Source organism: Amycolatopsis sp. NPDC058986 (genome assembly GCF_042741125.1).
Classification (GTDB): Bacteria; Actinomycetota; Actinomycetes; order Mycobacteriales; family Pseudonocardiaceae; genus Amycolatopsis.
This window is the reverse complement of record NZ_JBHYJW010000009.1, coordinates 193,818-220,279: the sequence shown is the minus strand read 5'-3', so window position 1 is coordinate 220,279 and position 26,462 is coordinate 193,818. Positions and strand designations below refer to the sequence as shown.

General features: G+C 69.6%; 20 protein-coding genes and 2 pseudogenes. 14 read left to right on the top strand and 8 right to left on the bottom strand.

Features of this window, described 5'->3' with window-relative positions; all coding sequences use genetic code 11:
* Positions 1–128: 128 nt before the first annotated feature.
* Positions 129–1,010, bottom strand: a complete 882-nt coding sequence (locus ACFW0G_RS11720) for a phosphotransferase enzyme family protein (protein ID WP_378324953.1) — start codon at positions 1,008–1,010, stop codon at positions 129–131.
* A gap of 247 nt (positions 1,011–1,257) precedes the next feature.
* Between ACFW0G_RS11720 and ACFW0G_RS11715 the strand changes: the two are divergent.
* Positions 1,258–2,019, top strand: a pseudogene (locus ACFW0G_RS11715) (lysozyme); the annotation flags it as partial.
* On the opposite strand, the gene ACFW0G_RS11710 reads toward ACFW0G_RS11715, so the two are convergent.
* Positions 1,923–3,068: a cytochrome P450 gene (locus tag ACFW0G_RS11710; RefSeq protein ID WP_378324968.1), complete on the bottom strand. Its 1,146-nt coding sequence runs from the start codon at positions 3,066–3,068 to the stop codon at positions 1,923–1,925. The pseudogene ACFW0G_RS11715 and the gene ACFW0G_RS11710 overlap by 97 nt on opposite strands.
* Positions 3,068–4,008 (bottom strand): annotated as a pseudogene (locus tag ACFW0G_RS11705) (AMP-binding protein). The gene ACFW0G_RS11710 and the pseudogene ACFW0G_RS11705 overlap by 1 nt, the downstream one beginning before the upstream one ends.
* A gap of 726 nt (positions 4,009–4,734) precedes the next feature.
* On the opposite strand from ACFW0G_RS11705, the gene ACFW0G_RS11700 reads away from it, so the two are divergent.
* The 8 genes from ACFW0G_RS11700 to ACFW0G_RS11665 all read left to right on the top strand — a co-directional run bounded on the left by ACFW0G_RS11700 (position 4,735) and on the right by ACFW0G_RS11665 (position 13,935).
* Positions 4,735–6,159 carry an amino acid adenylation domain-containing protein gene (locus ACFW0G_RS11700; protein ID WP_378324952.1) on the top strand — a complete coding sequence of 475 codons (1,425 nt, stop codon included), beginning with the start codon at positions 4,735–4,737 and terminating at the stop codon, positions 6,157–6,159.
* Entirely contained in the window at positions 6,156–7,445 is a 1,290-nt protein-coding gene (locus ACFW0G_RS11695; protein WP_378324951.1) for a hypothetical protein, read from the top strand. The genes ACFW0G_RS11700 and ACFW0G_RS11695 overlap by 4 nt, the downstream gene beginning before the upstream one ends.
* 15 nt (positions 7,446–7,460) lie before the next feature.
* The gene (locus ACFW0G_RS11690; protein WP_378324950.1) at positions 7,461–8,267 is read left to right on the top strand and encodes an enoyl-CoA hydratase-related protein; all 807 of its coding nucleotides are present in this window, start codon (positions 7,461–7,463) and stop codon (positions 8,265–8,267) included.
* A 34-nt stretch (positions 8,268–8,301) separates the two neighbouring features.
* A complete protein-coding gene (locus tag ACFW0G_RS11685; protein WP_378324949.1) occupies positions 8,302–9,675 on the top strand; it encodes a cytochrome P450 in 1,374 nt (457 codons plus the stop codon).
* Positions 9,672–10,781, top strand: coding sequence for a hypothetical protein (locus tag ACFW0G_RS11680; RefSeq protein WP_378324948.1), 1,110 nt, complete (start codon positions 9,672–9,674; stop codon positions 10,779–10,781). The genes ACFW0G_RS11685 and ACFW0G_RS11680 overlap by 4 nt, the downstream gene beginning before the upstream one ends.
* A gap of 17 nt (positions 10,782–10,798) precedes the next feature.
* On the top strand, positions 10,799–11,851 hold the full coding sequence (locus ACFW0G_RS11675; RefSeq protein ID WP_378324947.1) for a polyprenyl synthetase family protein: 1,053 nt from the start codon (positions 10,799–10,801) through the stop codon (positions 11,849–11,851).
* A gap of 76 nt (positions 11,852–11,927) precedes the next feature.
* Entirely contained in the window at positions 11,928–12,899 is a 972-nt protein-coding gene (locus ACFW0G_RS11670) for a heme A synthase (protein WP_378324946.1), read from the top strand.
* 112 nt (positions 12,900–13,011) lie between these two features.
* Positions 13,012–13,935 (top strand): acyl-CoA desaturase, encoded by a 924-nt coding sequence (locus ACFW0G_RS11665; protein ID WP_378324945.1) that lies wholly within the window; start codon positions 13,012–13,014, stop codon positions 13,933–13,935.
* On the opposite strand, the gene ACFW0G_RS11660 is transcribed toward ACFW0G_RS11665, so the two are convergent.
* Entirely contained in the window at positions 13,932–14,801 is an 870-nt protein-coding gene (locus ACFW0G_RS11660; protein WP_378324944.1) for a RimK family alpha-L-glutamate ligase, read from the bottom strand. The genes ACFW0G_RS11665 and ACFW0G_RS11660 overlap by 4 nt on opposite strands.
* Positions 14,798–15,100 (bottom strand): hypothetical protein, encoded by a 303-nt coding sequence (locus ACFW0G_RS11655; protein WP_378324943.1) that lies wholly within the window; start codon positions 15,098–15,100, stop codon positions 14,798–14,800. Before ACFW0G_RS11655 ends, ACFW0G_RS11660 begins: the two co-directional genes overlap by 4 nt.
* Before the next feature lie 96 nt (positions 15,101–15,196).
* On the opposite strand from ACFW0G_RS11655, the gene ACFW0G_RS11650 reads away from it, so the two are divergent.
* Positions 15,197–16,168 (top strand): quinone oxidoreductase family protein, encoded by a 972-nt coding sequence (locus ACFW0G_RS11650; protein WP_378324942.1) that lies wholly within the window; start codon positions 15,197–15,199, stop codon positions 16,166–16,168.
* A 90-nt stretch (positions 16,169–16,258) separates the two neighbouring features.
* On the opposite strand, the gene ACFW0G_RS11645 is transcribed toward ACFW0G_RS11650, so the two are convergent.
* Genes ACFW0G_RS11645 through ACFW0G_RS11635 form a run of 3 tightly spaced genes read right to left on the bottom strand, consistent with a single transcriptional unit; the run spans position 16,259 to position 18,933 of the window.
* Positions 16,259–16,810 carry a CGNR zinc finger domain-containing protein gene (locus ACFW0G_RS11645; RefSeq protein ID WP_378324941.1) on the bottom strand — a complete coding sequence of 184 codons (552 nt, stop codon included), beginning with the start codon at positions 16,808–16,810 and terminating at the stop codon, positions 16,259–16,261.
* Positions 16,811–16,844: 34 nt separating this feature from the next.
* A complete protein-coding gene (locus tag ACFW0G_RS11640) occupies positions 16,845–17,729 on the bottom strand; it encodes an SAM-dependent methyltransferase (RefSeq protein ID WP_378324940.1) in 885 nt (294 codons plus the stop codon).
* A gap of 31 nt (positions 17,730–17,760) precedes the next feature.
* Positions 17,761–18,933, bottom strand: coding sequence for a branched-chain amino acid ABC transporter substrate-binding protein (locus tag ACFW0G_RS11635; RefSeq protein WP_378324967.1), 1,173 nt, complete (start codon positions 18,931–18,933; stop codon positions 17,761–17,763).
* A 253-nt stretch (positions 18,934–19,186) separates the two neighbouring features.
* Between ACFW0G_RS11635 and ACFW0G_RS11630 the strand changes: the two genes are divergently transcribed.
* The 4 genes from ACFW0G_RS11630 to ACFW0G_RS11615 all read left to right on the top strand — a co-directional run bounded on the left by ACFW0G_RS11630 (position 19,187) and on the right by ACFW0G_RS11615 (position 26,459).
* Positions 19,187–20,149 (top strand): AAA family ATPase, encoded by a 963-nt coding sequence (locus tag ACFW0G_RS11630; RefSeq protein WP_378324939.1) that lies wholly within the window; start codon positions 19,187–19,189, stop codon positions 20,147–20,149.
* 7 nt (positions 20,150–20,156) lie between these two features.
* On the top strand, positions 20,157–21,317 hold the full coding sequence (locus ACFW0G_RS11625) for a DUF58 domain-containing protein (RefSeq protein WP_378324938.1): 1,161 nt from the start codon (positions 20,157–20,159) through the stop codon (positions 21,315–21,317).
* Positions 21,314–23,521 (top strand): transglutaminaseTgpA domain-containing protein, encoded by a 2,208-nt coding sequence (locus ACFW0G_RS11620; RefSeq protein ID WP_378324937.1) that lies wholly within the window; start codon positions 21,314–21,316, stop codon positions 23,519–23,521. The genes ACFW0G_RS11625 and ACFW0G_RS11620 overlap by 4 nt, the downstream gene beginning before the upstream one ends.
* Before the next feature lie 391 nt (positions 23,522–23,912).
* On the top strand, positions 23,913–26,459 hold the full coding sequence (locus ACFW0G_RS11615; protein WP_378324936.1) for a PKD domain-containing protein: 2,547 nt from the start codon (positions 23,913–23,915) through the stop codon (positions 26,457–26,459).
* Positions 26,460–26,462 lie beyond the last annotated feature (3 nt).

The window sequence follows — 26,462 nt, the reverse complement described above, 5'->3', positions numbered from 1 at the left end:
TACCGCCGGTACGCAACCCAGCAAACCCCTACGGCACAACCACAACCCACCCCGTCAAGCACCCAGACCAGCACCAACAGGATGAAAAAACCCCAATGTGGCGTTCGTCCGGCGAGCAGCGGGGCCGCTCAGAGCACGGAGTCCAGCAGGGTCGCCAGTTCGGTGACGCGCCGGATCGATTCCGGCGCTCGTTCGGCGTCAGGTGCCTCGGACAGGAAGACCAGCGCCAGCATCACCGCGGCGTCCAGCCGGAGCAGCAGTTCCTCGGGATCGGACAGTTCGGGCAGCGGCCGGACCGCCGCGTAGCCGGCGAGGAACGCGTCTGCGGGCTTCTCGTTCTCCAGGATGCGGTACAGGTCGAGAGCCGCGGGGCCGATGAGCGCGTTCGACCAGTCGACGAACGCGAGCAGCCGCCCGTCCCGTGCCCGGAGGTTGCTGCCCCGCACATCGAGGTGCAGCAGGCTGGGGCCGAACCGGTCCAGGCCGCGCGCGATCTCGACGAGGCGTTCCTCGGCGGGCAGGCCGGGCAGGTCCGGCACCAGTTTCGCCGCCTCGGCCCAGCGGCGGGTGATCCGGCGGCCGAGCAGCAGCGGCGTCGGCAGGTTCTCCTGGGCCACGGGTGTGATCGGCGGTGGGGACGCCGCGTGCAGCCTCGCCACGCCACGGCCGACCTCCGCCGGATCGGGTTCCCGGCCGTCGGCGTCGACGTAGCCGGTCAGCAGCGCGATCCTGCCGTCGGCCCGCAGCAGCCGATGGGCGACCGGGACCGGGACGTCGCCGCCCGCGAGGTAGGTCAGGATCGCCCATTCCTGTTCCAGCAGGGCTTCGGCGGAGACGTGCGGGTCGTTGACGTTCCGGTAGACGGTCTCCTTGGGGACCCGCAGGGCGACCGTGCCGTGTTCCGGCGATTCGGCCCGGTACACCGCGAACTCCAGCCCCTCGCCAGCCAGCGACACGTCCCGCAGTTTCGCCGCTTCGAGGAACGGCAGCACCGCATCGTCCAGCTCCACCGATCCCCCTCTGGCCGACGGTCGTGGATCACCCGGGTGAGTGATCTCTGCGCGCAGCCGATCGCCCAGCTCGTGGAGTCGCAACGCTGTGCGCAGGCAAGACGTCGCTCACTCACATGAATCACAGGAGTCACACTGAGTGCCAAGAGACACACAAATTTACAACTACCACTTTAGTCACGCACACTCCTTGCGAGCGTGACGACGTCTCCGGCGTGTCGCGCGGGGCTCGGCAAGGGAGGCCGCGATGAAGGTGGGCATCAGGCTCGCGATCGGAAGCGCCTGCGCCGCCGCCGTGGCGGTGGGCGTGCTGGTGACGGGCGAGGGCCACGGCGCCGGGCCCGGCGGGACCGAGGCGGCGGTGAACCTCGCGGCCGCGGGCGACGACCAGGTGCCCGGTATGGACGTCTCCTCCCACCAGGGCAACGTCGACTGGGCCGCGGCCTGGCGCAACGGGGCCCGGTTCGCCTACGTCAAGGCGACCGAGAACACCAACTACACCAACCCGTTCTTCACGCAGCAGTACAACGGCTCGTACGACGTCGGCATGATCCGCGGCGCCTACCACTTCGCCGTCCCGAACGCCACGAGCGCGGTGGCGCAGGCCGACTTCTTCGTCGCGCACGGCGGCGGCTGGTCGCCCGACGGCCGGACCATGCCGCCGATGCTGGACATCGAGTACAACCCCTACGGCCCCACCTGCTACGGACTGTCCAAACCGGACATGGTCAACTGGATCAAGGCCTTCTCCGACCGGATCCACGCGAAGACCACCCGGTGGCCGATGATCTACACGACCACCGACTGGTGGCAGACCTGCACCGGCAACAGCCCGCTGTTCGGCGACACCCATCCGCTGTTCATCGCGCGCTACGCCAGCAATGTCGGCCCCCTGCCCAGCGGCTGGAAGTACTACACGCTCTGGCAGTACGCCGATTCCGGGAAGTTCCCCGGCGACCAGAACGTCTTCGACGGCACGATGGAGCGCCTGAAAGCGCTTGCCCTCGGCGAAGGCCGCACCGAGGTGCCGCCGTCCACGCCGGTGAGCCCGACGCCCGCGCCGACCACCAGCTCCGCGCCGTCGTCGAGCAAACCCGCCACGACCAGTTCCAGCCCGCCGCCGAGCAAGTCCACGACGCCCAAGTCCGCGAGCCCGTCGCCGAGCACGTCGGCGCCGAGGACGAAACCGAGCACCTCACCCACGACGTCAGCGGGCCGTTCGGACAAGACACCGGGGCTGATCTGGGCGGGTGGCAAGACCCCGGCGAAGCAGCCACGCGCCGAGCTGACGCCGCCGAGCACCCGCACGAGCGAACCCGCGCTGGTGGCGGTGCCGGTGACCACGGCACCCGGCACCACCGAGCCGAGCGCCTCCCCCAGCACGAGCGCGCTGCCGAGCGTCGAGGTCGAGGCTCCCGCCGCGGCGCCGGTGAAGGACGAGGCCACGACGCGGGCGAGCGGTGATCTCGCCAGCACCGGTGTCCACACCGCCCGGATGGTCGTGTTCGGCGCGAGCCTCATCGTGCTCGGCGCGTGCCTGCTGATGTTGCTCCGCATGATGGTGCTGCGCCGCCGCCCGAGGCGGATCCGGTGACGACGGCGGCGACGCGGACGTGAGCCGCGTCGTTTCCGGTATTCCGGTCGGCCGGTCAACCGTATCGAGGGGAAGTGCCGCAGCAAGACGGGTAGCGCGGTCTCCGTCTGCATGCGTGCCAGCGCCGCGCCGAGGCAATAATGCGCTCCCAGCCCGAAGGCGATCGGGCGGTTCGCCTGCCGTCCCGGGCGAAACGTGTCCGGATCGGCGAACCGCCGCGGGTCACGGTTGGCCGCCGCGAGCACCAGCATCACATGAGCCCCCGTACCGACGGTTGTGCCGAACTTCTCGAGGCCGCACTCCGACACCCGGGTCAGGGTGTGGATCGGCGGATCGAACCGCGACACCTCGGTCACGAAATCCGTGGTGCTCGCACCGGCATAGGAAGCCGGTTCCGCCAACGCGAGCTTGATCGCGTTGGCGAGAAGGTCACTGGGTGTCCGCGCGCCGGCGATCAGGAACATCACCAAGCCCGCGGCGACGTTCGGTCCGCGGACCCGGATCTCCCCCGTTTCGCCATCCGGTTTCGGCGCACCGGTCTCCGGATCGGCGACGTACACGTGGTGCCCCTTCGCCGCCACCCCGCGGCTGACCACTCCGCCGTCCACAAAGGTCTTTCCCCCGGTGGTTTGCCCGTGACGAAGAGCGTGGCCTCGGCCAAGCCGTAACACGGGATCACCGCGGCGGTCCGCAGTCCCCGCCCGGCGAACCTTCGCGTGAACCGGTCCAGCACGCTCGGCGCGATGGGTTCGGAGCCGCAGAAGAGCTGGCGCAGGCTCGGCAAGTCGAGTTCCGCGAGTTCTTCGTCGGAGATGGACTCCGAGCACATTTCGAGCGCGAAGGCCGGCGCGACCGTGATCGTCACCTGATGCGCTCGCACGGCCGCCAGCCGTCGGAACGGCCGCTGGACGAAGTGCTCGGGCGCCATCATGACCAGGGGCCAGCCACCGTACGCCGCGAACAGGATCGTGCCGATGAGCCCCATGTCGTGGCAGGGCGGCAACCAGGTCAGCCCGACCCGATCGGGCTCTTCGCCGATGTGCGCGGTCAGGGTCTCGCAGTTGCTCATGAGGTTCCGGTGAGTCAGGACGACCCCTTCGGGGCGCTGGTCGAACCGGAGGTGTACTGCGGCAAGGCCGGCTCCCGCGACGTCGCGGCCTCGTTGTCGCAGACCGCACCGGCGCGGGGTATCCGGAGGACCGCGACCGGGGAAGCGACCGCGAGACCGTTCGCGAGACGGTCGGCGACCGGGTCGCCGGGTGGCTCCATCAGGATCGCGGCGGGGGCGCAGTCGGCGGCCACCGAACGCAGGCGTTCCACCGCGCGCTTGCCCGCGGGTGGAAAGGTCGGTACCGCCGTGGCTCCGGCGTGCAGGACGCCGAAGACCCCCGCGACGTAGTCCAGCCCGGGCCGAACGGCCGGCGCGACCCGGTGCCCGGTCAGACCACTCGTAGGCGACCCGGTCCGGCGTGCTCAGCGCTCGACGCTCGAGAACACCAACGATCGAGATGCCGACGTCGGCAAGAGAAGCCATGAGCACGCCTCCAAAGCCACCCCGCCACTTCCGCGGAACGACAATCGCGGAATCTGGAATGCGAGGATTGCGGCCGAAACCTAGCCGATTACCACCCGTGACAGCGCGATCCCGGTATATCCGGTCACAGGTTCTGCCTGTCCATTCTCACCCATCCGGGGGAGCGCGGCGAGATTCCGGCCTTCTAGAGCGCCGGACGCCGATCAGCGGGCGGCTCAATATCTTATCTTGATAGTTTTGTCAAGGCCGACGGCGATTTCTGCCCTCGCAGGGAAGCTTGGGGGGCCTTAGTGCACCTCTGCCCGCAAACCTGGCGTCACGCCCCGAGGGAGGGTATGAAGTACGCCAGATGGGCTAACGAGAGGCCGCCCAACCGGGTTTACGCAATTTCGAGGCTGGTTTCCGCGCAGTTTTCGAATTCATCGCCGGAAAGCTTTTGGATGGAGATCTGTGCTATGGAGCAGATTCTCGCCGCGACAGGATCGCCGCTTGATTTCTCACCGGAACTCGCCGGGCTGAGTGCGGTGGATCGTCAATTGTTCCGTCGGTTCGGGTGGGGTCCCCGGCACAAGGCACCCACTGTGGCGGTGCACCGGATGATCGAAGAACATGCCGCCGCCGCGCCCGATACGGTCGCCGTCGAGCACCTCGGACACCGAATCACCTACGGTGAGCTGGATTGGCACGCCGAACGGTTGGCTGCCCGCCTGGCCGAGCACGGAGTGCGGGCGGGTGACCACGTCGCGCTGGTCGTCCGCCGTGGCATTCCGATGGTCGTCGGCATCCTGGCGATCCTGAAAGCGGGCGCCGCCTATGTTCCCCAGGACGCGCGGATCGTCCGTCCCGGCATGCTCCGGCACATTCTGCGCACCGCGCGGGCCGGAATCGTGCTCACGCAGTCCGACGTGCCGGTAACCGTCCCGGAAGGACACACCGGCATCGACATCGACTCGGTCATGGCCGAGCGAACCGATGTCGCGGCGCCGCGCGTCGACGTCGCGCCGGAGCAGGCTTGTTATGTCCTGTTCACCTCGGGTACGACGGGAAATCCCAACGGTGTGGTCATCACCCACGCCAATGTCGCCAACCTGCTGCTGACCGAGCCGGGTGACCTCGGCATCCGGCCGGGCACGGTGGTCGGGCAGATTCTCAACATCGCCTTCGACATGGCCGCGTGGGAGATTCTCGGCTGCCTGACCCACGGCGGCACGTTGCTGATCCGCGGGGACGACATCGAAGCGGTCGCCCGCAGGGTGGACGTGCTGATCTCGACCCCGACCATCCTGTCCGCACTGGATCCCGGCCGGTGTGCACGGGCGCGCACCGTCGTGGTGGCCGGCGAGCCGTGCCCGCGCCCGCTCGCCGACCGCTGGGCCCGCACCAGCACCTTCTATAACGGATGCGGCCCGACGGAGGTCACCATCGTCAACACGATGCAGCGTCATCACCCCGACGCCCCGTTGCTCACCATCGGCCGCCCCACACCGAACAACACCGTCTACGTCCTCGACGAGCACCGCAGGCCTTGCGCGATCGGGGAAGCCGGCGAGATGTGGGCGGGCGGAGACTGTGTTTCCTCCGGGTACCTGGCCAATCCCGAGCTCAATGCCGAACGCTATCTGCCGGACCCCTTCCTCGGCGGCGGCCGGATGATGTTCCGCACCCGCGACCTCGCCCGCTGGACCTCCGACGGCGAGCTCGAACACCTCGGACGGACCGACGATCAGGTCAAGATCCGTGGCTTCCGGGTCGAACTGGACTCGGTGTCCGCCGTGCTGGAGAACCTGCCCGGCTGCACCAGGGCGGCCACGCTCAAGCTCGACGACAGCACGCTCGTGGCCTTCGTCCAGCCGGAGACGGTCGATCCGGCCGCCGCGGTGCTCGCGGCCGCCGAGGCACTGCCCTACTACTGCGTCCCCGCTGTCGTGCGCCCGCTGGCCGCGCTGCCGGTGACCAGCCGGGGCAAGATCGACAAGGCGTCGCTGCTGCGCATGGCACACGGTGCGGAGGCGGTCGCATGACCACGACGACCGGCACCCGGGACGACGTCGTCCTCCCGCCGCTCCTCCCACCGCTGCGGCGGGTGTTCAAGCATCCGAAACTGATGCACCACAACCGGCTCGCGGCGGGCGTGCTGGTGGTCAACCTCGTCGTGCTGGGGTTCGCGGCGCCCGGCGGGATCACCGCCGAATTCGCGTCGCACGCGGCGCTGGCCAACTTCGCCCTCGCCATCCTGATCCGCCGTCAGCGCCTGATCAACCTGATGTTCCGGGTGGCGACCGCCGCGCCGGTGACCTGGCCGCTGCGGGTGCGGTGGGTGCTCGGCAAGGTGTACCACTTCGGCGGTCTGCACATCGGCGGAGCGGTTTCCGGAACCCTCTGGTTCGCCGCGTTCGTCGGCCTCAGCACGGCGAAGCCCGCACCCCCGGCCGTGCTCGTGCTCGCGTACGCGCTGGTGGCCTTGTTCCTCGGCATGGTGGTGCTGGCGACGCCGCGGCTGCGGGCCAGTAAGCACAATCGCTTCGAGCTGACGCACCGGCTCGGCGGTTGGCTGGCGCTGGTTCTGTTGTGGGCTTTGACCATCGTGCGGACAGTCCATAGTGGAGTGTCAGTGTTCTCGTCACCGGAGTTCTGGGCGCTGGTCGTGCTCACCGCGGCCGTCGCCGCGCCGTGGACCCGCCTGCGCAAGGTGCCGGTGGCCATCGAACGTCCCTCGTCCCATGTGGCCATCGCCCGCTTCACCCACGGCCGCAAGCCCTTCGCCGGATCGTCGACCGCGATCAGCCGGTCACCGCTGCGGGAGTGGCACTCGTTCGCCAACATCCCCGCCCCGAACGAGCACGGCTTCCGCCTGACCATCTCCCGGGCCGGGGACTGGACCGGCCGGTTCATCGACGATCAGCCGCCGCGGGTATGGGTCAAGGGCATCACCACCGCGGGGGTGGCCAACATCGAGACCCTGTTCCGCCGGGTCGTCTACGTCGCCACCGGCAGCGGGATCGGTCCGTGCCTGCCCCATCTGCTGGCCCAGGAAGTACCCGCTCGTCTGGTGTGGGCCACCCGCAGCCCGCGCGCCACCTACGGAGACGGACTGGTGGAGGAGATCCTCGCCGTCCAACCGGACGCGCAGATCTGGGACACCGGCCAGTACGGCAAACCCGACATGGTCCGGCTCGCCTACGCCGCCTACCGCGACTTCGACGCCGAGGCGGTCATCTGCATCTCCAACAAGAAGCTCACCTGGCAGGTCGTGCACGGCCTCGAAAGCCGGGGCATTCCCGCGTACGGCGCGATCTGGGACTCCTGAGGAAGAGGGCTCACCATGCGACTGAAGATCGAACGGTCCGGCCGGGTGGTCTGGGTGCGGCTGAATCGGCCCGACGTGCTGAACGCACTCGACACCGCGCTGATGACCGAGCTGATCGAGACCCTGACGCCGTTGGACCGGGACCCGGACGTCGGGTGCTTCGTGATCACCGGATCGGAACGCGCGTTCGCCGCGGGCGCGGACATCGCCGAAATGTCCGGCAAGACCGCCGGGGACATGCTGGCCGAGGACTTCTTCGCCGGCTGGGACGCGTTCGCCGCACTGCGCACCCCGAAACTGGCCGCCGTCTCCGGGTACGCCCTCGGTGGCGGTTGCGAGCTGGCGATGATGTGTGACCTGATCATCGCGGCCGACAACGCGAAATTCGGTCAGCCAGAGATCACCCTCGGAGTCATTCCCGGTATCGGCGGTACCCAGCGGCTCACCCGGCTGGTCGGCAAGGCCAAGGCGATGGACCTGATTCTCACCGGCAGGCTGATCGACGCCGCCGAGGCGGAGCGGATCGGCCTGATCTCCCGGGTCGTCCCCGCCGACCGCCTGCTCGCCGAGGTCACCGAGGTCGCCGAGCAGATCGCCGGTTACGGCAAACTCGCCGCGATGGCCGCCCGCGAATGCGTCGACCGCGCCCTGGAAACCGGTCTCTCGGACGGAATCCGCTACGAACGCCGGATGTTCCACGCGCTGTTCGCGACCGAGGACCAGCGGGAGGGCATGCGGGCCTTCCTGGAAAAACGTCCGGCACTGTTCACCAGCCGCCGAACGAACGAAAAACCCGATGGAAACCGGACAGAAGAACCATAGCAACAATTTCCGAAGTAAAGGCTGGGGCCCAGAAATGACTGTTACCGAAGAAGGCCGTCAATACCGGCTTGGCGACGCGCCGGGGCAGGTGCCGTTACTGGGGAACGCTCTCCGGATCTTCCGCGATCCGCTCACTTATCTGCCGGCTCTGCGCGAGCAGGGTGACCTGGTCCGGGTCAAACTGGGCCGGAGCATCGCTTATCTCGCCGCGACCCACGACGTCGTCCAAGAGGTACTCCACAAGCCGCGCGAATTCGACAAGGGCGGCGAATTCATCGACAAGATGAGGGTGATTCTCGGCGACGGCGTCGGCACCTGCAGTGTCAAAACGCACAAACGCCAACGCGCTTTCATCCAGCCGGCCTTCACCAAGGGCAAGATCTCCGGATACACCGAAGTGATGTCCCGGCACGTGGCCGAGCTGCTGACCGCCTGGCGGCCGGGACAGGAAATCGACCTGCCCGAGGAAATGAGCAGGCTCACCACCCGGGTGACCGCGCAGGCGATGTTCTCCGACGAGCGGATCAGCGGGGAAGCGATCGCCGAGGTGCAGCGGTCGTTCCCGGTGGTGTGGAAGGGCGTCTACCGCCGGATGATGTTCCCGCTGCCGCTGGTGCACGAGGTCCCGACCAAGGCGAACCGGGACTTCCGGCGTGCGCTTCGGCGCCTGGACGACGTCATCGCCGGAATGTCGGAAACCTACCGCCGGCACGACGGGCCGCGCGAGGACATCCTGGCGATCCTGCTGGCGGCCCGCGACGAGCACGGCGCCGGGCTGACCGACGAGCAGATCCGCGACGAGCTGATGACCGTGCTCGCGGCCGGGGTCGAAACGCCGGCGTCCGGGCTCACCTGGGCCTTGTACCTGCTGAGCCAGCACCCCGGCGTCGAGTCCCGGTTGCACGAGGAGGTCGACTCGGTGCTCGCCGGGCGCACCGCCGTCGACGCGGACTTCCCGGAGTTGCCGTTCACCAACCGCGTCGTCAACGAGGCGCTGCGGATGTACCCGCCGGTGTGGTTCATCACCCGCCGCGCGGTCGTCGACACGAAACTGGCCGAACACGACATCCCCGCGGGGGCGAGCATCCTGTTCAGCCCGTACGCGCTGCACCGGGACCCGGCGGTGTTCACCGACCCCGACGCGTTCCTGCCCGACCGCTGGCTGCCGGAAAACCTGAAGAAGCTCCCTCGCAACGCCGTCATCTCGTTCAGCGGCGGTACCCGGAAATGCCTCGGCGACGTCCTGGCGAATCACGAGATGACCATCGCGCTCGCCTCCGTCGCGGCTCGCTGGAAGCTCCGGCACAAGCCGGGTCACGTCCTCAAACCAGTGGCGAAGGCGGAACTGACCACCGGCGAGCTTCCGATGATCCTGGAGCCGCGCGGGCCGGAAGGAGCCTCCGCATGACCGGCACGGCGACGGACGTCCGCACGGATCTGCCCCTGGCCCCGCCACCCGGGCACCCGCTGCTCGGCCTGCGCTCGGCGATCTCCCCGTATGCCGCCGAACTCGAGGCACACATCGTCGGATGGGCCGACCGCTACTCCCTTCTGGACGACGCGCGGGCACGGGACAAGCTCGCCCGCACCCGGCTCGGCGAACTCGTCGCGCGGGCCTATCCCGGCATCCTCCCGGACCGGCTGGAAGCGGTCGCGGGCTGGTTCACCTGGGCGTTCGTCATCGACGACTGCTACGAGGGCTACGCCGGCCAGTACGACGAGGCGGCGGCGCGAACTCTGAAGGTCCTGACCGCGGATCCCGGGCAGGCCACGCCCGAGACGCGCCTGGACGCGCAACTGGCCGACGTGTGGCACCGGCTGGCGGCCGGTATGGGCGCGGCATGGCGGCTGCGGTTCACCGGGCACATGACGCACTTCCTCGCCGCCTTCAAGTACGAGGCCTTCAACCGGCGCACCCGGCACGTCCCGGACCTGCTGGGGTATCACCAGCTGCGCCGGGCGTCCGGTGGCATCACCCCGTCGCTGGACCTGCTGGAGGTGGCCGCCGGTCAGGAGGTGCCGGCGCTGCTGCACGAGTTCGAGCAGGCAAGGGCGATGTTCAACCGGGCCGCCGACGTGGTGGTCTGGGTCAACGACATCGTTTCACTGCGCAAGGAACTGGCCGCCGGAGAGACCACCAACGGCGTGCTGATCCTGGCCGGGGAGCGCGGCCTCGGACTGCCTCAAGCCATCGAGTGCGCCTACGCACTGGTCGCCCGGCAGATCGAGCAGTTCCACCAGGCCGAGGCCGAGCTGGAACTCCTGCTGAGCCGGTGGCGCGGGCTGGAGGACTCGGCGGTCGACGCGATGCGCACCTTCGCGGCGGGCATGCGTTCGTGGATGCGGGGAAATCTCGACTGGTCCGGGCACACCGACCGCTACCAGGTCACCGACGGCGTGCTGTTGTCCACCGATACCTCCCTGATAGCACCGGATCCCGGCGGCGACCACGATCGCCGCGGCCGGGCGCCGGGCGTCGCCGGGTTCGGCCTCGACCGGTCGCAGCCCGCGTAACGAAGAAGGGACCGCACATGCTGCTTTCTTCCGAAGAACACGCCGGCACCCGATCCGGGCCGGACCCGCTCGCCGAGTTCGACGCGATCCGGGCCCTCGTCCTGCCGGCTTATCGGTACTACGTCGAGCAGCTCGCGCCGTCGGTCGCGGCCGTGGCCGGCTACCACGCGGGCTGGCTCGACGAGTTCGGCGAGGACGTCGACGGCCCGGCGGGCAAGGCCCTGCGGCCGGTGATCGCGGTGCTGGCGGCGCGGGCCGCGGGCGCGCCGGAGGCGCTGGCGATACGCGCCGCCGTCGCGTGCGAAATGATCCACGACTTCTCCCTGCTGCACGACGACGTGATCGACGGCGATCGGCAGCGCAGGCACCGCCCGGCCGTGTGGGTCGTGTTCGGCACCCACGCCGCCATCCTGGCCGGGGACGGACTGCTCACCGCCGCGATGCGGCTGATCGCCGAGATCGGTGGCGGGCACGGTGACCGGGCGGTGGCCCGGTTGCTGAGCACCGTCCAGGAACTGGTGCGCGGACAGGTCCGCGACGTGGCCTTCGAACGACAAGGTTCCGTCACACCGGACGAGTACGCGGACATGGCGCAGGGCAAGACCGCCGCCCTGCTTTCCTGTGCCTCGTCACTGGGCCCGTTGCTGGCCGGCGCACCGGACGCGGTGACCGGCGAGCTCGCCGCCTTCGGCTTCCACCTCGGCATGGCGTTCCAGTTCGTCGACGACCTGCTCGGAATCTGGGGCTCTCCGACGGAGATCGGCAAACCGGTACTGGCCGACATCCACCGGCGGAAGAAAACCGCGCCCGTGCTCGCCGCGTTGAACTCGGACGGGACGGACGCGCGCCGGCTGGCCGAACTCTACGGCCGGCGCCGCGCCCTCACCGAGGACGAAGCCGCCGAAGCCGCTCATCTGATCGAGCGGTGCGGTGGCAAACGATGGGCCGAGGCCGAGGCCGCACGCCACACCGAGTCGGCGCTGACCCACCTCCATCGCGCCGAAGCCGCTCCGGAGCCGATCGAGGCACTGTCCTCGCTCGCCAGGCACATCACCCGGCGAAACCGGTGAACAGCGGGCTCGGCCTCCCCGAATCCGGGATACGCCCCGCCGCGGGCCGGCGAACAGGCCGTTCTACCATCGAACGGTGCCGCCACTCCGCAAGCTGATCGCCCGCCTGCCCTATCCGTCCGCCGCGGTCCAGCGGGCGGTCGCGATCGCGGCGGTGATCGCGCAGGCCGGGATCGGCGTGACCGGGTCGGTCGTGCGGGTCACCGGTTCCGGGCTCGGCTGCCCGACCTGGCCGACCTGCGTCGAGGGCAGCATCGTCCCGGTCGGCCATCCGGAGCTGCACGCGCTCAACCAGTGGATCGAGTTCTCCAACCGCATGCTCACCGGCGTGGTGATCGCGGTCGCCGCGCTGTGCGTCATCACCGCGTGGCGGGTGCAGATCGACCACCCGGAGCGCCGCCGCCTGGTCAAGCTCGCCTGGACGATGCCCGCCGGTGTGGTGCTGCAGGCCGTCGTCGGCGGGATGACCGTGCTGGCGAAGCTCGAATGGTGGACGGTCGCGATCCACTTCCTCGCCTCGACGCCGCTGGTGTGGTGCGCGGTCCTGCTGCTGCGCGCGTTCGGCGAGGGCGACGACGCGCCGCGCTGGCTCGTCCCGCCCGCGGGCCGCAAGATGCTCACCGGGCTGATCGTGACGATGTGGGCGGTGCTGATCGCCGGCACCACGGTCACCGGTGCCGGGCCGCACGGCGGCGACCTCAACACCCACCGGCTCGCCGCGCCGATCGAGACGCTCGCCCAGGTCCACGGTGGACTGCTGGTGGTCTACCTGATCGTGCTGGCGATGTTCGGCCTGCTGCTGATGCGGTCCTCCGCGCCCCGCGACCTGTGGCGCCGCTACACCGTCGTGTGGGTCGTCGCGCTCGCCCAGGGCGGGCTCGGCTCGCTGCAGTACGCGCTGGGCGTGCCCGAGGCGATGGTTTCCTTCCACGTCCTCGGTTCGGCGCTGGTGATCGTCGCGACCGCCGCGCTGTGGTGCGGTGCCCGCGACCGCGGCCCCGTCACCTCGCTGACCGCGCCGGAACGGGAACTCGCCACCGCGAGCTGATCCACCGGACTTCCAAGGGCCATCCGGACGTAACGCCGTGTCGGCGTACCGGCCAGCCCGTGCACCTACGCTCCGCCTCGGTACCCCCGCGAAGCGCCGAGGTGACACGTTCATGAAGTCCGGTACTGCCCCGAAACCCCTCGTCTCCGGCCGCCGTGGCACCGCCGAGATGATCGTCCTGAAGACCTTCCTGCTCGTCCCGTTCGCGGCGCTGCTCGCCGCGCTCCCGCTGGCCTGGGGCTGGGGACTGTCCTGGCTGGACCTCGTGCTGGCGGCGGTGTTCTACACCTTCGGCACGCTCGGCGTGACCGTCGGCTACCACCGCTACTTCACCCACGGCGCGTTCAAGACCGGCCGTGGCCTGCGGATCGTGCTGGCCGTGGCGGGCAGTATGGCGGTGCAGGGTTCGGTGATCTTCTGGGTGGCGAGCCACCGCCGCCACCACGCCTACGCCGACCGCGAGGGTGATCCGCATTCGCCGTGGCTGTTCGGGACGTCGCCCGTGGCGCTGCTGCGCGGTTTCTGGCACGCGCACATGGGCTGGCTGTTCCAGCGCGAGGTGACCAACTACGACCGGTTCGCGCCCGATCTGGTCGGCGACCGCGATCTGCGGCTGGTCAACCGGTACTTCTGGCTGTGGATCACGCTGAGCCTCGCGCTGCCCGCCCTGCTCGGCGGGCTGGTCAGCTGGTCGTGGTGGGGAGCGGTGACGGCGTTCTTCTGGGCCGGGCTGGTGCGGATCGCCTTCCTGCACCACGTGACGTGGTCGGTGAACTCGATCTGCCATCTGGTCGGCTCCCGGCCGTTCGCCAGCCGCGACAAGGCCGCCAACTTCTGGCCGCTGGCCATCCTGTCCATGGGCGAGTCGTGGCACAACTCGCACCACGCCGACCCGACGTGCGCGCGGCACGGGGTGCTGCGCGGGCAGGTCGACGTCTCGGCGCGGGTGATCTGGCTGTTCGAACGGTTCGGGCTGGCCAAAGATGTCCGCTGGCCGCGCGCGGAACGCCTTGCGGCGAAACGGCTTCCGGCCTAGGCGAGCTGCCCGCGCACCGCCGAGGCGAACCGCAGCGGCGCGCCGGCGTCGGCGTGGCGGAAGCCGAGCGACGGCTCGGCGAGTTCCAGCTCCAGCAGCAGCGGAGCACCGTCCTCGCCGCGGACGACGTCGACGCGGGCGTAGAGCAGTTCGGCGCGCAGGATGCCGAGCAGGGCCGAGGCCGCGTCGAGCGTGTCCTCGGCGAGTGCGCGCAAGTCAGCCGCGGGCTCGGTGCTCGCCAGCGTTTCCGTGAGGTACAAACCGGACTCGTCCAGCTGCCCGCCGAGCATCGCGCCCTTGGTGAAGGCGTGCGAGTAGATCCCGCCGAAGTACACCAGTGCCGTCTCGCCGTGAACGTCCACACTGGACTGGTACGGCTGGACGAGCACGGTGTGCCCGTCGCCGTGCAGCGCGGTGAGATGTGCCAGCGCGGCGCCGGTCGCCTCGGCGGTGAACCGCGCGGCACCACGCGAGCCCGCGCCCACCGACGGTTTGACGACGAAGTCCGAACCGGGCCAGCGTGCCTCGTCGCCGGGCTTCACCAGCTCGGTCGGGACCACCGGGAGCCCGGCGTCGATCAGCTCGGCGAGGTAGGACTTGTCGGTGTTCCAGCGCACCACCGGCGCCGCGTTCGCCAGCGCGGGCACGGACTCGCACCAGCCGAGGAACTCCTCGCGCCGCTCGGCGTAGTCCCAGCTCGCCCGCAGGATCACGAGGTCGGCGGCGGTGAAGTCGACGGACCCGTCGTCCCAGGACGCCCAGCGCACCGCGAAGCCGACGTCGGCCAGCGCGGCGGGCACGGCGTGTTCGTCACCGTCCCCTTCGGGCAGCTGGGAGCAGCCGACAAGGATCGCCGAGAAGGTCACCGGCCCGCCATGCGGCGCCGGTGCTCCGGCCCGATCTTGGCGGCCTGCACCGTCTCACTGTCCCAAGTGGCCGCTTCGAGGTCCTCGACGCCCGCCACCAGCGCGTTACCCGTGTCAGTGTCCGCGACCACGACGTCGCCGAGCGCGCCGTCGGCACCCACCAGCACGACGCGGGCGCCCGCCCTGCCGATGTTCTCCACCACCGCGCGCGACGGCTTGCCGTGCCGCTTGACGAAGTCCCGCGCGGCGGACAGCTGGGACGAGGTCGGGACGCTCGGTTTCTCGGTCTGCTCAGCCACGTCCGGGAGCTTAACCGTCCAATGCCCGGGACGCGGAACAACCGTGGCCTCGGCCATAGTTGTGTCTGGCGAACTCACCCGACGCGAGGAGGAACGATGCCCACCGCAGTGCAGGTCGGCCGGACCGGTGGCCCGGACGTGCTGGAGATCGCCGAGATCGAGGTAGCCGCGCCGGGGCCGGGCGAGCTCCTGGTCGACGTCGCCGCCGCCGGCGTGAACTACATCGACACCTACCAGCGGGAGGGCATCTACCCGATCCCGACGCCGTTCGTGCTGGGCCTGGAGGGCTCGGGGACGGTCGCCGCGGTGGGCGCGGACGTGACCGGTTTCACCCCTGGTGACCGCGTCGCCTGGCAGGGTTCGATCGGGAGCTACGCCTCGCGCAAGCTGGTCCCGGCGTCGGTCGCGGTGAAGGTGCCCGAGGGTGTTTCGGACGAGGTCGCGGCCGCGACGATGTTGCAAGGCATCACCGCGCACTACCTGGTCGCCTCCACCTACGAGGTCAAGCCCGGCGACGACGTGCTGGTCCACGCCGCGGCGGGCGGCGTCGGCCTGCTGCTGGTCCAGCTGGCGAAGGCCCGCGGCGCCCGGGTGATCGGCACGGTGTCGACGGAGGAGAAGGAGCGGCTCGCCCGTGAGGCGGGCGCCGACGACGTCATCCGTTACGACAAGGAGGACTTCGCGGCGCGTACCAAGGAGCTGACCGGCGGCGAAGGCGTCGCGGTGGTGTACGACGGCGTCGGGAAGTCCACTGTGGACGGTAGCATGGCGAGCCTGAAGGTGCGCGGCCTGCTGGCGCTGTTCGGCGCGGCGAGCGGCCCGGTGCCGCCGATCGACCCGCAGCGGCTGAACTCCGGCGGCTCGCTGTACCTCACGCGGCCGACGTCGGCGCACTACGTCCGCACGCGTGAGGAACTGGACTGGCGGGCGGAGGAACTGTTCAAGGCCATCACCGACGGTGCGCTGGACATCCGGGTCGGCGGCCGGTACGCGCTGGCCGACGCCCGGAAGGCGCACGAGGACCTGCAGGGCCGCCGCACCACCGGCAAACTCCTGCTCCTCCCCTGACGCCGCTGCGCTCCGTGAATGCCACATCGAGGGACTCTGATTCCGTCAATGTGGCATTCACGGACCGACACTCCACAAAGGACACGACGGTCAGTGGTCGGCTGCTTCCCGCCGCCGGCGCCGGTAGGCGGCCGCTTTCGCCCGGTCGCCGCAGCCGCTCATGCCGCACCAGCGCCGCCGGTGCCCCCGGGAGCGATCCAGGAACGGCCGGGTGCACGTGTCGTCCGCGCACCAGCGGATCGCGGACGCGGTCCCGGCACCGGCGAGCCGGATCCCGCTGCGCGCGAGGGACGACAGCGCAGCCCGCACCGTCCCCTCGAGCACCGGAGTGCCGCCGCGGGTCAACCGGACGACCGGCGTCGGCTGGGCGGCGCGGGCGTTGATCACCTTCACCGCCGCGGCGGGCAACCGGGCGCCCGCGGTGAGCGCGACGAGGTACTCGTAGAGCGCCTCGCGCAGTTCTTTCGCTTCGGCCAAGTCCGCGTCGGTCACCTGCACCGGCGTGTCGACGAGGCGGGCCTGCTTCAGCCAGGCGGCGAGGTCTGCCGTGCCGGACAGCGTTTCGGTGCGACGCGTCGTCCGCTCCCCGACCGTGGCGACGAAGTCCAGCGCCACGTCACCGGACAGGAACTCGAAAGCCATGTCACCATCTTGACAGGTGACGCCGAACCCGCGCTCACCGCCGCCCGGGTTTCCGCAGCAGGTACAGGTAGTAGCCGAGGTGATCGCGGAACAACGAGCGCATCAGCGGCACCAGGCCGTCCATCCGCGCGGTGAGTTCGGGGCCGTACCGCTCGGCGATCGCGTCGTGCTTGTCGGCGTAGAGCAGTGCCATCAGTTCCCCGCTGAAAGCACAGCTGGGGGTCATGCTCTCGGCCTTGACCAGTTCGAGGCCCGCGTCGGCCGCCATCTCCAGCGTCCGTACCAGCGTGACCGGCGGCGCGCAGCACCAGGCCTGCAGATAGGCGGCCAGCTGCTCCTCCGGCGGCGTACCGCGGAGGGTGAAGTCGTTCAGCAGGAAATGGCCGCCGGGCCGCAGAACCCGCGCGATCTCCCGGAAGGCACGCTGACGGTCGGACAGGTGCGCGAACACGTCGACCGCCATGGCTGCGTCGAACGACTCGTCCTCGAAGCCGAGGTCCATCACGTTGCCGTGGCGGAAGGTGACGCGCTCGGACACGCCCCACGTCCGGGCCGTCTCGGTGGCCTTGGCGAGATGAGCGGCGCTGACGGTGATCCCGGTGACCCGGCCGCCGCGGTGCCGGGCCATCCGGACCGCGGGCAGCCCGGTACCGCAGCCGATGTCCAGCAGGTGTTCGTCCGCCCGCAGGGCCAGGGTTTCGACGTGGTAGGCGGTCTGCCGTTCCTGTGCCCTGTTCGCGAGATCGCCGAGCGTGGCCGCGGGCTCGCGCTCGCCGGGCCGCGACCACATGCCGACGTGCACGCCCACATCGCCGACGGTCAGCGCGTACAGGTCACCGAACTCGTCATACGTCGCGCCGACCTCCTCGGGAGTGGGTCCGGTATATCCGCCGACAGCCTGATCGCCCGTCATCGTCATCGGCATTTCCTCCTCGACAAGGGTTCCGTGCTCAGATCTGGCCGTTGTTGACGATCCTGCCGTTCTCGACCTTGTAGCTCCAGACCGGCACGTCGGAAAGCTCGCCCTTGTCGTTCCATTTGAACTTCTTCGTGAGGCCCTGCCCTTCGTAGTTCTTGACGAAATCGAGCAGGCCCGCACGATCCTTGACGCCTTTGTCGATCCCTTTCAGCATGATCGTCGCGACGTCGTACCCCTCGGGTGAATAGGTCCCTGGATCATGACCTTCGGCCTTTTTGTAGGCGGCGGTGAAGTCCTTGAAGTTGTCCTCCGGGACACACGGGCAGGTGAAATACGCCTTGCTCGCGGCGTTACCCGCGTTCTTCACGAATTCCTGGTCCTTAACCCCGTCCGTGCCGACGAATTTCGCGGCGACACCCTTGTCGTCGAGCTGCTGTGCGAGCGGAGCGGCTTCGGGGTAGTACCCGGCGTAGAAGACCGCGTCCGGCTTCTCGCTGGACATCTTGTTGACCACGGCCGAGAAGTCCGTCTGGCCCGTCTTGACCTTGTCGGTGCAGGTGGCCTTGTTCCCCAGCGCCTGCTTGACCTGCGCGCCGAGCCCCGTGCCGTACTCGGAGTCGTCCTCGAGCACGCAGATCTTGCCCGCCTTGAGCTTCTCGGTGAGGAACTTGGCCGCGGCCCTGCCCTGCACGATGTCGTTGCCCATACCGCGGAAGAAGGTCCTCCACCGATGCTCGGCCAAATCCGGGTTCGTCGCCGATGGCGTGATGTGCAGAAGCCCGGCCTGCTCGAACAGGTCGCCGGTCGCCTTCGACTCACCGGAGAACGGAAGGCCGATCACCCCGAGGATCGGGGCTTCGCTGATGACCTGGGCGACGACACCGGACGATTTCTCCGGCTTGCCCTCGGTGTCGAACTGCTTGAAAGTGACCTGGCAGCCGGAATTGGCCTGGTTGTGCTGTTTCACCGCCAGCTCGACGCCGAAGAGGATGTTCTGGCCGAGCGCCGCGCTGTTGCCGTTGATCGTCCCGGCATAGGCCAGCGTCGCCCCGGAGCACCGGGCTTTGCCGTCCCCCTTCGGATCGGCCGCGTCGGGCGCCTGCTGGGGCGCGGTCGCCGACGGAGTCGCGCTGCCGCCGGAACCCCCTTGATCGCGTGCGGTACACGCGCTCATTGCCATCGACACCGCCATGGACGCGGCCATCGTGGGCACGATGATCCGCGTGAGTCGTGTCCTCGGCACTTTTCCTCCCCATAGTGATTGACAGACACTGACCCGTTCCGCGGGATGGTAGACCACAAATGCGGTGATCAGCGATCCCCAGTCGGTGATCCGCCCGTTCGCACGAGACATCGGACGGTAATTCGTCACCGCGGCGTAATGATCATCGAGTAACGTTCGACGCTCGTTCGCCGATATTCGTCCTCGGACGCTGGGGATTGGGGAGGGGATGCCGGTGTCCGACGCGATCCGGCTGGGCGGCCGGTTTCAGGAACTGGCCGAAAATGTCGAGCGTTTCGTCCGGGGAAAGCCGGAGGTCGTCCGGCTCGCGCTGGTGTGCCTGCTGGCCCAGGGACATCTGCTGATCGAAGACGTGCCGGGAGTGGCGAAGACGTCGCTGGCCAAGGCGATCGCCCGGTCCATCGGCGGCGCGACGGTGAAACGAATCCAGTTCACCCCGGATCTGCTGCCCTCGGACGTGACCGGGGTCCAGGTCTACGACCAGGGCCGCGGACGCTTCGAGTTCCGGCCGGGGCCGGTGTTCGCCCATGTCCTGCTGGGGGACGAGATCAACCGCGCCGCACCGAAGACCCAGTCGGCCCTGCTGGAGGTGATGGCCGAAGGACAGGTCACGGTGGACGGGGAAGCACGGGCGGTGCCGGATCCGTTTCTGTGTATCGCGACCCAGAATCCGATCGAGCATCAGGGCACCTACGCGTTGCCGGAGGCGCAGCTCGACCGCTTCCTGATGCGGATCGCCATCGGCTACCCGGCGGACACCACCGACGAGGTGACCATCATCGGCGACGGGGTGGCCCGGCGACGGCCGGAGGAACTGCGGCCGGTGCTGGAACTGGACGAGCTGCGGCTGATGATCACCGCGGTGCGGAAGACCCATCTGTCGGCGGAACTGCAGAACTACGTCGCCATGATCACCAGGGCGACCCGCACCCACCCGGATGTCAGGCTCGGTGTGAGCCCGCGAGGCAGCATCGCGCTCGCGGTCGCCGCCCAGGCCTACGCCGTCTCGACAGGCAGGGAATTCGTCACCGCGGACGACGTGAAAGCGGTGGCGGTGCCGGTCCTCGGCCACCGCCTGCTGCTGACCGCGGAGGCCAGGATCGGCCGTCATCGGCCCGAAACCATCATCGGCGAGGTGCTGGCCGAGGTCCCGGTTCCCGGTATGGAACGGCGGTGAGCAGGCCGTGATCACGGCGACCGGTGTCGCGGTCTCGGTGTCCACCGGGGCACTGCTGATCACCGGCACGCTGGCCGATTACCCCGAACTGGTGATGCTCGGTTCGGCCGGGGCCGCGGCACTGGTGCTGGCGACGCTGTGGACGCTGACCCGGCCGCGGCTCGCGGTGTCGCGGGAGGTCGCGCCCCGCCGAGTCGTACAGGGAAACCCTGCCACCGCAACGGTGACGGTGACGAACACCGGTCGTCACCGGAGCCTTCCGGCGGAGGCGATCGAGGTCGTCGCCGGCCGGCGGATCATCGTCGCGCTGCCCGGTCTCGGCGCGGGCCGGTCGTTCGCGACGACGTACGCGCTGCCGACCGAGCGCCGTGGCAGGCACACACTCCCCGGGCTGGTGCTCGGCCGGTCCGATCCGTTGCGGCTGATGCGCACCCAGCGCGTCCGCGGCGGCGAATCCGTGCTGTACGTGCATCCGCTGATCCACGAGCTCGCGCCGTTTCCGGCGGGCGGTTCTCCCGACGCCGAGGGCCCGGCCGCCCTGAACGCCGCCCAGGGCGGTGTGGCCTTCCACAGCCTGCGGGACTATCGCGCCGGGGACGACTGGCGGCGGATCCATTGGAAATCCACCGCGCGGACCGGAACGCTGATGGTCCGGCACACCGTGGTGCCCGACGACCCGCATTGCCTGGTCGTCCTCGACACCAGTGCCGCCCCCTACCCCGGCACGTCGTTCGAGGACGCGGTGCGGGTGGCGGCCTCCCTCTGCGCCGCGGCGGGCCGGGCGGGTTTCCCGCTGGCGCTGCTCATGACCGCGGAACCGCGCACCGCACCGGATCGGCTTTCCGGGCGCTGGGACACCGACCCGACGGCCGCCCTCGACCTGCTGGCCGACGCGCGGTGCACGAGCGGCGATCCGGGTCTGGCCCTGCTGTCGGACGAGGTGGTCCCGGCGGGCGAAGGAACCGTCCTCACCGTTGTCACCGGACAGCCTTCCCCGGAGCGGCTGGACGTGCTCACCGTGCTGGCGCCTCGCTTCAGCGCGGTCAGCCTCGCGTGCGTCGGGCCGCCACCGGCGGGCGGCGCCGCCGTTCCGCCCGGGGTGTTCACGATCACCGCGGCCACCAGCGCCGAGTTCGCGGCCGCCTGGAATCGCCGGGCGGAACCATGACACCGCGACTTCCCGCCGCCGGGTTCCGTCTCGCCGAGGTCGCCCTGTGCGGGCTGGCGGCAGGCGCCGGTGGTCTGCTGTACGGCCGGTTTTTCGCGACAGGCCAGTACTTGCCGCCGTTGTGCGCCGCCGCGGCGGGCGGCGCGCTGACCGCGGCGGTGGCCGGGTTCCGCGGGTGGCGGGCCGGCCGCACGCTGCTGGTGACGGCGGGCGGTTTCCTGCTGCTGGCCTGGTACAGCGTGCTCGAACACGGTCTGCCCGGCCGGAACACCGCCGGGGAACTGGCGCGGGGCGTGCTCGGCGGCTGGTCCAGGATGCTGACGGTGGCGCTGCCCGCCGACGTGCGCGGTGACCTCCTGGCGACCCCGCTCCTGCTCACCTGGTTCGCCGCCGCCACCGCGGTGACCCTCGCCCTGCGCACCCGCCCGGTGCTCGTGCCGATCGCCCCCACGCTCTTCGCCTTCGTCGCCGGATTGCTGCTCGTCGGCAGGCAACCGGGCCTCCAGCTCGTCCCCACCGCGATGTTCCTGGCCGCGTCGCTGCTCCTGATGGTGCTCCGCGCACGCTCTCCCGCCACCGTCACGGATCGCGCGGCGGATCTGAGCCGGCTGCGGACCGGGGTGCCGGTGGTCCTGGTGATCGCGCTGCTCGGCGCCGGCGGGCTGCTGCTGCCGCTGGCCACGGGTGAGCACCGCTTCGATCCCCGGGTTTTCTGGCCGCCGCCGCGTCAACAGGCGGAGACGCTCAGTCCGCTCGTCACGCTGAAAAGCCAGCTGCGGGAGGAGCCGCCCCGGCGGTTGTTCACGATCCGGGTCGGCGACGGCGGCGCCGGAATCGACCGGGTCCGGGTCGCCGCGCTGGACGACTTCGACGGCGTGCTCTGGACGTGCTCGGACCGTTTCCTGACCGCGGGGCACCAGCTTCCCGGCGTGCCAGGGGAAACGCGCACTCACCGGGTGTCGGCCCACATCACCGTGGACGAGCTGCGCGGGCCGTTCCTGCCGGTGCTCGGCAGGCCTGCCCGGCTCGCCGGGCAGGCGGTCGACGCCGGTGATTTCAGCATCGGCACCGACTCGGGGGTCCTGGTCACCAACCGGGAGTTCCCGCGCGGGCTCGGCTATGACCTCACGGGCGCGATCGGCGATCGGGACCACGCACTCCCCCAGGCGTCGCCTGCGATTTCCCCCGGCACGGCGCTGCCCGGACTTCCCCAGGAGCTGTCGGCCCTCGCCCTCCAGCTCACCGCGACCGAGCCGACCCCCTACGGCAAACTGGCGGCGATCGAGCGATATCTGCGTGACCTGCCCTATCGCCTCGACGCCCCGCCCGGGCATTCCTACGGGGCGATCAGCAGAATCGTGGCCGCTGGCGGACAATCCGACGCCGCGGGCTTTGCCGAGCAGCACGCCTCGGCGTTCGCCGTTTTCGCGCGGGCACTGGGTTTCCCGGCCCGGGTGGCGGTCGGCTACCGGCTGTCCGGCCGGGCGCACGAGACACAGGGGGTGACCACGCGCGACGCGGACGCGTGGGCGGAGGTGCGTTTCGACGCCTACGGCTGGATTCCCTTCGACCCCACCGATCCCGCCAAGACCTCCCCGCCCTCACCGCACGACGGTGACCAAGCGGCGCCGGCCGGCGCACGCCCGCCCCGGCCCAACCCGCCCATCGTGGCCCCACCGCACACGGGAGCCCTGTCCGCCCCGCGGGCACCGGGAGACGTCCGGCCGTCGTTCCCGCCGCGCGGCCCGGTACTCGCCGCCGTTCTGGCGCTGACCTGCGCCGCGCTGACAGCGACGCTGATCGTGGGGGCGAAGGCCGGACGACGGCGCCGGCGCCGCCACGCCGAGGGGAACCCCGCCCGGATTCTGGGCGCCTGGAACGAAGCCGTGGACCGGCTGCGGGAACGCGGCGTCACGATGACGGGGTCGATGACCGCGGGCGAGGCCGCCTGCCACGCCGCCAGCGTGCTCGGCCCGGCCACCGGCGCCGTGACGGCACTCGCGCCGCTGGCGACCGCCGCGGTGTTCGCTCGCGACGTCCCCGGCGACGAAGCCGTCCGGCAGGCCTGGGTTCTGGAAGCCCGGCTACGCGAGGAGCTGTACCCGCGCCGGCCGGTGCGTCGGTTGCTCGCGCGACTCGACCCGCGACCGCTATGGCCCCAGCGGCGCGGAGCCCGGAAACCGCCACCTCAGGGAATCGGGTGATCGTATGGCACACCGTCTCCTGCACCGCTTCACCTCCGCCCGGCTGCGGCTCGTCGCCGGAGCCCTCGGGGTCACCACGCTCCTGGCCGGATTCGTCATCGTCGGCTCGGACCGCCCCAGCCCCGCGCCCAAACTCCGCCTGCGCGGCGGCACCGCCTGGGTCGCCTCCAACCAGGTCGGACAACTCACCCTGCTCGACGGCGCGTCCGCGGAGGCGGCCGCGAGCGTCCCCGTCGCCACTCCCGGCAGTTCCCTCCAAGCCGCACAGGAAGACGCGACGGGCTACGCACTCGACCGCGCGCGCGGCACCGTCGTCCGCGTCGACGGCGCGACCCTCGAACCCAGCCCGCCGAAACCTCCCGTCGCCACCGCCGGGCGGAACCTGGCCCTGATGCCGAGCCCTCGTGCGGTCTACGCTCTCGACGCCGATCAGGAACTGCTCACCACCATCGATTCCCGGACCCTGGCGCCCCGCGATCCCCCGCGGCCACTGGCCGCCCGGGTCGCACCCGATGAGCCGGCGGTGGATCGGCAAGGCCGCCTCTGGCTGCTCGACCACCGCACCGGTGACTTGATCTGGTTCGCCGACGACACCCGTCACGCGCGGCCCCACGCCGCCACGCCCGACGGCAGCCGTCTCGTCCTGACCGGCGACCGCCCCGCCCTGCTCGATCCCGCACGGCACACCGCCGAACTCCTCGATCCGGAAACCGGCGCGGTAGTCCAGTCGATACCCGTCGACACGCGGCCCGGCGAGGCCCTCGCCGTCGCCGGCTCCCCGCACACCCCCAGGTTGCTGATCTCGGCACCCGGACAGCTGCTGGTGTGCGCGTTCGGTGCCGGATCCTGCGCACCCCCGATCCCGCTCGGCGCGGAGAGCCCGGACGTCGGTGCCGCTGCCGAAGCCGATGACCACGCCGTGGTACCCGACTACGCGACCGGACGCGCCTGGGTCATCGACCTCGTTCACCAGCAGACCATCGAGCGGCACCTGTTCGACCACCCATTGCGCTTCGACCTGCTGACCCGTGACGGGAAGGTCTTCTACAACGACCCCGGCTCCGAACACGCCGGCATTCTCGAACTCGACGGGCGATTACGGCCCATCACCAAATACGCTCCGCCGAACCCGGGCAGGAACACCGCGCAGAACGTCAATGTGGGAAACACCCCGGGGCAGTCTCCGCCGGTCGGCCCGCCCAATCCCGTTCCCACCGGCCCGCCGGACAACGTGCCCCCCGTGGCCGGGCCGGGCGGTGCGGAAAAACCGCCTGGCCCGCTCAGCGACACCACGGTGGCGATCGAGGTCAGCCCGCGCGATCACGGGCTCGTCGGGGACGACTTCGGATTCACCGTCGTACCCCACGGCGCCGCGAGTATCGGCGACGCGCAGTGGGGCTTCGGTGATGCCGGTGGCGCCAGAGGTGTCACCGTGCATCATCGGTGGAATCGACCCGGAACCTACGCTGTCGGCGTCACCGCCACCCTCTCCACCGGGCGGCAGGTTCACGCCGCGGCGCGGGTCACCATCGACTCGCCCGACGCCCCGCCGCGCATCGCGCGAATCCTGATGGCGCCGGAGAAGCCACATGTGGGCGAGCAGGTCTCCTTGAGCGCCGATCTGACGGGCGGACGTCCCGCTGCCTGGGCATGGACCATCACCGGTGACCGGGGGATCGAAACGACCTCCGACGCCCCGCAGTTCCGGTACACCTTCCCCGCCACCGGGACCTACACCGCGACACTCAAGGTCACCTCTCCCACCGGTTCCGACCAGACGTCTCGAACCGTCCAGGTCGCACCCCGGATGCACGAGGCGCGGTGCGGGGACGTCCTCACGACCGACACCATCGTGAAGAGCGACCTGAGCTGTGCGGAGGATGTCGCGCTCACCATCGCCGCCAGTGATCTCACCCTCGACCTCGGCGGCAACACGATCAGCTCGGAGAATCCCAGGCAAACCACCAAGGGGATCCTCGTCAAGGCGCCCCGGAAGCTGGCGAACATCACCGTCAAGAACGGCACGGTCACCAAGTTCTCCACCGGCATAGCGGTGGACAACGCGAACCAAGTGACCATACTCGGCATGACGATGAACTCGCCACGAGAATCACAGTACGACGATTTCAACGGCATCAGCGGCAGCCAAGCGCGGGATCTCATGGTCCGCGACACCACGGTGGACACCTTTATCCCCTTCAACTTCGAGAACGAATCAACCGTCACAATCGAATCCTCGAACCTTACCGGCTACGGTAACACATTGCCCACCTACTGCAGCCGAAGAAGCTCGTGCACGATTCATGGCGGCACCATTCGCACCCGATATCTTTTTTGCCTGTCCTACGTCGACGATGTTCCGGATTCATCGATCACCGTCGAGTACGCGAACGAAGTCAATATCGAAGTATTCGGCAACGAATGCCGCGAAGGCGCCGCGAAGGACAACACGAACACCAAGCACATCGGCCTTGTCGGAGCCGCGCACTCGACCATAACGAACAACAGCTTCCTCAGAAGCCGTGTCATGATGGTCGAAAGCTCCGCCCTCATCTCCGGAAACACCTTCACAGAATCGCCACACAACGCGATCCAGATACTCAACGGCGACCTGATCCTGACCGGGAATTCCTTCGTCAGAAGCGGCAGCAGCGCTGTGGTCGCGAACGCGAACAATGGATTCAGCAAAGGAAATATCGACATCTCCCACAACGAATTCACAGCAAATGGTTTCCATCCCGACGAAAACTTCCCCGGGCAGGACGGCCTCGAAATCTTGCGCAACGACAGGGAAACGGATCACATCACCGTGTCCTACAACCACACCCAGGGCAACGCACGGTATGGCATCAACGCGGAGGACGGCACTGTCGAGCACAGCGAAGGGAACGTGTCGCGCGACGACCCGCTGGGATGCCGCGGCGTGAAATGCGACTAGCGC

Excerpts from the sequence above, each read along its gene's own strand:
- ACFW0G_RS11710 (WP_378324968.1), bottom strand. The coding sequence starts at position 3,068 with ATGTTCCTGATCGCCGGCGCGCGGACACCCAGTGACCTTCTCGCCAAC.
- ACFW0G_RS11700 (WP_378324952.1), top strand. The coding sequence starts at position 4,735 with ATGATCGAAGAACATGCCGCCGCCGCGCCCGATACGGTCGCCGTCGAG.
- ACFW0G_RS11695 (WP_378324951.1), top strand. The coding sequence starts at position 6,156 with ATGACCACGACGACCGGCACCCGGGACGACGTCGTCCTCCCGCCGCTC.
- ACFW0G_RS11690 (WP_378324950.1), top strand. The coding sequence starts at position 7,461 with ATGCGACTGAAGATCGAACGGTCCGGCCGGGTGGTCTGGGTGCGGCTG.
- ACFW0G_RS11685 (WP_378324949.1), top strand. The coding sequence starts at position 8,302 with ATGACTGTTACCGAAGAAGGCCGTCAATACCGGCTTGGCGACGCGCCG.
- ACFW0G_RS11680 (WP_378324948.1), top strand. The coding sequence starts at position 9,672 with ATGACCGGCACGGCGACGGACGTCCGCACGGATCTGCCCCTGGCCCCG.
- ACFW0G_RS11675 (WP_378324947.1), top strand. The coding sequence starts at position 10,799 with ATGCTGCTTTCTTCCGAAGAACACGCCGGCACCCGATCCGGGCCGGAC.
- ACFW0G_RS11665 (WP_378324945.1), top strand. The coding sequence starts at position 13,012 with ATGAAGTCCGGTACTGCCCCGAAACCCCTCGTCTCCGGCCGCCGTGGC.
- ACFW0G_RS11650 (WP_378324942.1), top strand. The coding sequence starts at position 15,197 with ATGCCCACCGCAGTGCAGGTCGGCCGGACCGGTGGCCCGGACGTGCTG.
- ACFW0G_RS11645 (WP_378324941.1), bottom strand. The coding sequence starts at position 16,810 with ATGGCTTTCGAGTTCCTGTCCGGTGACGTGGCGCTGGACTTCGTCGCC.
- ACFW0G_RS11640 (WP_378324940.1), bottom strand. The coding sequence starts at position 17,729 with ATGACGATGACGGGCGATCAGGCTGTCGGCGGATATACCGGACCCACT.
- ACFW0G_RS11635 (WP_378324967.1), bottom strand. The coding sequence starts at position 18,933 with ATGGCCGCGTCCATGGCGGTGTCGATGGCAATGAGCGCGTGTACCGCA.
- ACFW0G_RS11620 (WP_378324937.1), top strand. The coding sequence starts at position 21,314 with ATGACACCGCGACTTCCCGCCGCCGGGTTCCGTCTCGCCGAGGTCGCC.
- ACFW0G_RS11615 (WP_378324936.1), top strand. The coding sequence starts at position 23,913 with ATGCCGAGCCCTCGTGCGGTCTACGCTCTCGACGCCGATCAGGAACTG.